At 43.6% G+C, this 5,347-nt stretch carries 9 protein-coding genes; 3 read left to right on the top strand and 6 right to left on the bottom strand.

Translation table 11 applies throughout. The annotated features are described in order from the left end of the window. From C7B70_RS24840 to C7B70_RS27410, 3 genes are all read left to right on the top strand, one after another. Positions 1-1,056: cytochrome P450 (locus C7B70_RS24840; RefSeq protein WP_106371566.1), on the top strand; the 1,056-nt coding region annotated here is incomplete at its 5' end. Between the two features lie 285 nt (positions 1,057-1,341). Then, positions 1,342-1,638 (top strand): hypothetical protein, encoded by a 297-nt coding sequence (locus tag C7B70_RS24835; protein WP_199192554.1) that lies wholly within the window; start codon positions 1,342-1,344, stop codon positions 1,636-1,638. 2 nt (positions 1,639-1,640) lie between these two features. Beyond that, on the top strand, positions 1,641-1,793 hold the full coding sequence (locus C7B70_RS27410; protein WP_199192553.1) for a hypothetical protein: 153 nt from the start codon (positions 1,641-1,643) through the stop codon (positions 1,791-1,793). A gap of 475 nt (positions 1,794-2,268) precedes the next feature. Here C7B70_RS27410 and C7B70_RS27405 read toward each other — a convergent pair whose 3' ends face one another. The 6 genes from C7B70_RS27405 to C7B70_RS28580 all read right to left on the bottom strand — a co-directional run bounded on the left by C7B70_RS27405 (position 2,269) and on the right by C7B70_RS28580 (position 5,076). Next, complete coding sequence (locus C7B70_RS27405) at positions 2,269-2,670, bottom strand: hypothetical protein (RefSeq protein WP_199192552.1); 402 nt, start codon at positions 2,668-2,670, stop codon at positions 2,269-2,271. A gap of 163 nt (positions 2,671-2,833) precedes the next feature. Next, complete coding sequence (locus C7B70_RS24825; protein WP_106371565.1) at positions 2,834-3,502, bottom strand: hypothetical protein; 669 nt, start codon at positions 3,500-3,502, stop codon at positions 2,834-2,836. A gap of 36 nt (positions 3,503-3,538) precedes the next feature. Continuing rightward, entirely contained in the window at positions 3,539-4,246 is a 708-nt protein-coding gene (locus C7B70_RS24820; RefSeq protein WP_233221142.1) for a tyrosine-type recombinase/integrase, read from the bottom strand. Positions 4,247-4,387: 141 nt separating this feature from the next. Beyond that, entirely contained in the window at positions 4,388-4,555 is a 168-nt protein-coding gene (locus C7B70_RS27400; RefSeq protein WP_199192551.1) for a hypothetical protein, read from the bottom strand. Further along, a complete protein-coding gene (locus C7B70_RS24815) occupies positions 4,536-4,859 on the bottom strand; it encodes a PIN domain-containing protein (protein WP_199192550.1) in 324 nt (107 codons plus the stop codon). Before C7B70_RS24815 ends, C7B70_RS27400 begins: the two co-directional genes overlap by 20 nt. Beyond that, positions 4,846-5,076, bottom strand: a complete 231-nt coding sequence (locus C7B70_RS28580) for an AbrB/MazE/SpoVT family DNA-binding domain-containing protein (RefSeq protein ID WP_255409385.1) — start codon at positions 5,074-5,076, stop codon at positions 4,846-4,848. Before C7B70_RS28580 ends, C7B70_RS24815 begins: the two co-directional genes overlap by 14 nt. Positions 5,077-5,347: the final 271 nt, after the last annotated feature.

Raw genomic sequence — 5,347 nt, 5'->3', positions numbered from 1 at the left:
CGGGAGCGTAGGTTGTTAATGCCTCCTTTTCATGGAGAACGGATGCGAACTTACGGACAATTAATTTGTGAGTTGGTAGACAATGCAATGAGTTCGCTGTCGATTGATACTCCGTTTTCTGCCCGGAAGTTGGCACAGGAAATTTCTTTAGAAGTCATGTTCAAGGTTGTTTTTGGTATTTACCAAGAAGACCGTTTCAATCGTCTCAAATCGCTAATGGTCAAGCTCACAGATTCCCTTCAATCTCCTTTTATTGGCGGATTGCTTTACTTTCCGTCCTTACAAAAGGATTTGGGAGCGCAAAGCCCTTGGGGATATTTGCGGCATTTGCAACGACAGATTAGCGAACTTGTGGACGCTGAAATTAGCGATCGCCACCAGAATCACGTTCAGGGTTCAGATATTCTCAGCTTAATGATTTGGGCCCGTGATGAAAATGGTCAACCGATGAGCGATGCCGAATTGCATGATGAATTGATTACTTTATTATTAGCAGGTCATGAAACAACCGCAAGTGCGATCGCATGGGCGCTATATTGGATTCATCGTCATCCACAAGTGAGGGAAAAGTTGATTGGGGAACTACATGATCTGGGCAAAGATTCAGATCCCACGGCTATTGTGCAGTTACCCTATCTCACAGCAGTTTGTAACGAAACTTTGCGCCTTTTTCCTGTTGCCGTGCTTACAGTTCCTAGAGAGGTAAAAGAACCTGTAGAACTAATGGGTTATCAACTAGAACCTGGAATGAGACTTTATGGTTGTATTTATCTGACTCATCAGCGCCCAGATATTTATCCCGAACCTAAATTGTTTAAGCCAGAGCGTTTTCTAGAACGACAGTTTTCTCCTTACGAATTTTTCCCTTTCGGTGGCGGTGCGCGCCGTTGCATTGGGGAAGCATTAGCCCAGTTTGAGATGAAATTAGTCTTAGCAACAATGCTTTCTCATTATCGATTAGCATTAGTAGATCAAATCCCGGAATATCCTCAGCGTCGAGGTGTTACTTTTGCTCCTGCTAGAGGGGTGCAGATGGTTTTACAACAAAAATTCTGAGCATATATCTGTCGCGAACACAACTATAATGAGTTGGCTAGGGCTTTAGGGCTATCTATCCTTACCTGTTCAGGACTACCCCTGATCGCAAGTGATGCCGCCTAATTTGTCTCCCCGTCTCTCAGTCAAGGTTGTCGCTATTGTTGACAAGCTATTAGATGAATCTATCCCACTAAGGTTAAAAATGTGATAATCTAATTCTCAGATTGATTAAGTTACTCGGAATATGGCGGGAAGATTTGATGGATTGAGCGATCGCATCGATGGAAGCTGTTTGAGGATGTGATGACAAAGGTTGGAGAAAAGCGGGAACGGGGAATGCCCCATGCACCTTTGGGTCATGTACTGAACACATTAATGTATGTATTGATTACGGGTTGCCGCCCTTGTGATGTACCGAAGGGAGAAATTTGGGCATCAAAAAGTTCAGCCCACAGGTGGCTCTGCGCTAAAAGCAAACGGATGGAACGTTGGAACGATTACAAAAGGCGGATATTGGGAATCGCCGAAGAACGGGGATTAATTAATTGGAATTATGGCGCGGTAGACGGGCCAGTATCCCCCTGGAAAGGGAGGAGGTGAGGATGTGGCGTATGGTTATAAGGGTAAAGGGATGCGTGATTCATACCTTGACGGACGGTAACGGGATGCCTCTGTCCAATAGCACCACCGCCGCCAATGGTAGTGAACGAGAACAAGTAATGCCGCTCATTGACCGCAACGCCAGTCAAAACTAATTCTCGGGTGTAGACCCCGAAAACGAGTCAAGGTGCTGGCGGCAGACAAAGGATACGATTGGATTTGAGAAAGGCAATAGTAAACGTGGTATTAGACCACAGTTGCCAAGCGCGAGTCAGGAAAATAAAAAAAAATCAGGGTAGACCAATAAAAATATCAGTTCCACGTTTTCAACTCGAGCGCTGCTTTGCATGGTTTCAACGCTCTTGCCGTAGGCTCGTTGTGCGATGGTAGAGAATTTCTGCCTGTTTCAATTTTCAATGCTTTTGTTTCTCTGGCAACAATTCACATTTGGATTAACAAGATTTTGTTAGTGGAATAAGTTCAGATTTTAATTTTCCGAAAGTGACAAATGAGGGATATAGCAATCCTAAATGGTTCATGAAAATGCACCATACATGAAGACATTAGGAAAATCAAAAATTTGCGCTTTGAGTTACTAACTCAAACAATCGCTTCAGGGCAAAGAAAGATTTACACAGATGATAGAACTTTCGGATGAACCGCTTTGCGTGTAGCCAAACATCTAAGGGCAGGATTTTGTGCAGGGGCATTTGGGGCAAAGCGAATACAGGTAATCTGCCAATCCAACGGATCCAACTGTTGATTGACGGATTCGCGCATATGTTCTGACTTCTTGAGAGCGGTGGTACGGATGGCTAATTTCCCTTTAGTATTACCCTTGCGAATAATTAAATAGGGTCTAACTCTTGCTTTGGTATCATAAACGTCTATTACGTGCAAAGTATAAGCTTCATTAATCCGGCAAGCGGTAAACAGGTACACGCCAAACAAAACAGAGATTAGGTTGGTGGTCAATTCTTGGTTGAACAACAAACCTAATCTCTGCTTGTGTGAGGACTTTGGCTCTGCCATGCCTGTCTATTTTCATGCCCAGTGCTACCTGTCAGTAATATATTTCCAGGCTACACCGTCCATCTTCTGTGTGAGCTATAACACCAGCACTAAGAGCTAAATATTTTTATCTTTGGAGCAGTGTAAGTTTCAAGGGTCTAATAGGGTTAGGACTTCCCGTTTGTTATACTGCTGAATCATTTTCCACTGCTACTTTTGAACTACTATACTTACCAGCAAGCCCTCGATACCATTTTCCTTTTTTCGCACCAACGGAAAGGACATTCGAGACACGTTCTCGCGCCTTACTTCTTAACTCTTTTGGGATCTCCTCGACAAAAATGGCATCTAGTATTGTTGTAATCTCTAATACCTGCTCATAGTGCTGTTGCATAACTTCAGCGACAGCCTCCGCTAGACTAGCGTCGATAAAGTCTTCTTTTACATACTGCTGCCAAGTATCTGCTTCTTTAGTTGCCTCCTTGGTAGGTGAGAATTTCTTATGTAACTTGCTAGTAGTAGAAGATGGGTTTTTCTTTCCTTGTTGCTTTTGAGTGGATGGCGCAGCTTTGGTAGTATCTATCATTGTATCTTCTAGCTCTGGAGTTGCCACTTCTGGAACAGGGGGTTCTGCTAGTTTTTCAACAACTGGTGTTGGTGTTATTACTGGTGGATGAGCAGCATCTACAGGAGGAAATAGGCTGATAACGTTTTTGAGACTGTGGCGTTTTTCTTGAATCGATTGAAGTTGAGCCATTAACTCAACTTCAGTGACTGCTAAATCGGCATCAACCTCTAAAAGTTTGACAACGATGGAATTAGATGTAGGAGAAGAAATGGAGGAGTTTTGCACCGTAAAGAGTAACTTGAGTTGAATAAGTGTAAAGTACTACTCACTATTATGCACTTGCTGGTAACAACTATAAAAATGTTGTCTGGTAGTTCTAAATGTTTTCGGCAAAGTTTTCAAACGCCAGTAGGAGGGAGTCAACCAGTAGTTACCGGAAATTTCTGGCAAGCGAGGGAACAATAAATAAGCGCCCAAAAGATAGTCGATAACATTTTCATCGCTGCTAACGCCAGCGAAAGCTTTGATTTGGTCAAAAGCAAGCAAAAAAGTCTGCTCACGTTTGCGGTTAATTGCCTGGTACTCAAGTTGAAAGGAAGCAGGCATAGCTGAGGGGGTGGCGTAATAATTCCACAGTAGGCAGCATTCATGTAAAGACAGATGGGTAGATTGCAGCAACACGGCGCGGTAATATAGCCCAGAACGGCGGAGCCTATAGGGATGAATCGGCATTGGTAAACCAGCTTTTTCGCCAGAAAGTTGAACGATGTAGTGCAAAGAGCGATCACTTAGGCGTTGTTGCCTTTCGCTCTCTAGTATCCAATCAGTTTTACTAAGTTGTACTAATTCCTGCAAAATCTCAATTTCCGCAGGACATAAAGGTTGTTGGTTAACTACACTTTGCGGTGGTCGGCGGAGGGAAAGGGAGCGATTGCGGACGATGAGCAGAGTATTGACGGTGGAATTGAGGTCGCACCAACGCAGCCAGCAGATTTCCGATGGTTGCAGCGCTTGGCAGAACAACAGCATAATTAAAGCTTGGTTGCTGATGGGGTGCGGGTTTGGCGCATTGCGGCAATCAGGGCATCGACTTCATGGAGGTAAAGGAATGGGCGATCGCGGCGGTTTGAAAAAGGGAGAAGGCGTGGGGGAAGCTTGGTCATAAAGGAATCAACTTTTTACCCGGTCGCTATCTACTGTATTGTCGGGCGTACTTGGATACTGGAAGCCTTTTTCACCAATCAGTTTACGATCAAAAGAATAGGTAGGAGAACACTCAGCTTGGTGAGCAATTGCACCAATTAAGTAGTCAGAGAAATCAGCCTTCTCTACTTTCATACGAAGCACGCCCTGATGAAATCATCATCCCGACATTCGCGCGCGGCAAAGCTTGATATACGTCAGAACGATTCTCAAACTCCATCACAGGAGTAACAAACAGGGCTTCTAAAACTTGAGAAATTTGTAAGCGAGTAAATTGGTAAGGCTTGCCTCTAAGTATCCAAACCAACTCACAAAGAACAATATTGGAAAAAAAGCATAATTGCCCCTCTGCTTCAATTAACCTGGCGGCTAATTGCCACTGCTCTAAGTCATCTTGAGTAAGATAGCGCACAAGTACATTAGTATCAAGTGCAACCACAAGCACCCTCGGAGATCGCAGTTTCCATATCTTCAATCGTTGCGGCAGGCATATTGGGACAGTGTAGCATCCCAGATAATGCTGTAACTGTTACAGTGAGAGGAATTACCTTGACAGTCCCGTTCTCATCAATCACAAAGTCAATTTTACTGCCAATTTCTAACTTTAAGTAGTCTCGAATCTGTTTCGGGATAGTTACTTGACCCTTACTGGTAATAGTTGCGCTTTTGATTAACCTCGCCCCTTACTATAAATCCTTACCTGGTTGTAAGGTGAAAGATGACAAGAAAGAAGAATTTATGAGCTAACTATTGAACGACAATTAAATAGACCGGGTAACGACAATTAAGATGACCGGACCTGGTTAAGAAGACAACAATTAATAGAGCGCGACAAAGACGACAATTATCTGGCGTTGCTGAATGAACAGATGAATAGTTAAACACGATAAGGGACAGGCACATCACCAAACTTGAGGTAATGAATTA

It is taken from the genome of Chlorogloea sp. CCALA 695, assembly GCF_003003885.1.
Taxonomy (GTDB): domain Bacteria; phylum Cyanobacteriota; class Cyanobacteriia; order Cyanobacteriales; family Chroococcidiopsidaceae; genus Aliterella.
The sequence above is the reverse complement of the archived record's forward strand: the minus strand, read 5'-3'. Positions and strand labels throughout refer to the sequence as shown.

Bases quoted from the DNA above. Each gene is read 5' to 3' on its own strand.
- C7B70_RS24835 (WP_199192554.1), top strand. From the start codon at position 1,342: ATGACAAAGGTTGGAGAAAAGCGGGAACGGGGAATGCCCCATGCACCT.
- C7B70_RS27410 (WP_199192553.1), top strand. From the start codon at position 1,641: ATGTGGCGTATGGTTATAAGGGTAAAGGGATGCGTGATTCATACCTTG.
- C7B70_RS27405 (WP_199192552.1), bottom strand. From the start codon at position 2,670: ATGGCAGAGCCAAAGTCCTCACACAAGCAGAGATTAGGTTTGTTGTTC.
- C7B70_RS24820 (WP_233221142.1), bottom strand. From the start codon at position 4,246: ATGCTGTTGTTCTGCCAAGCGCTGCAACCATCGGAAATCTGCTGGCTG.
- C7B70_RS27400 (WP_199192551.1), bottom strand. From the start codon at position 4,555: ATGAAAGTAGAGAAGGCTGATTTCTCTGACTACTTAATTGGTGCAATT.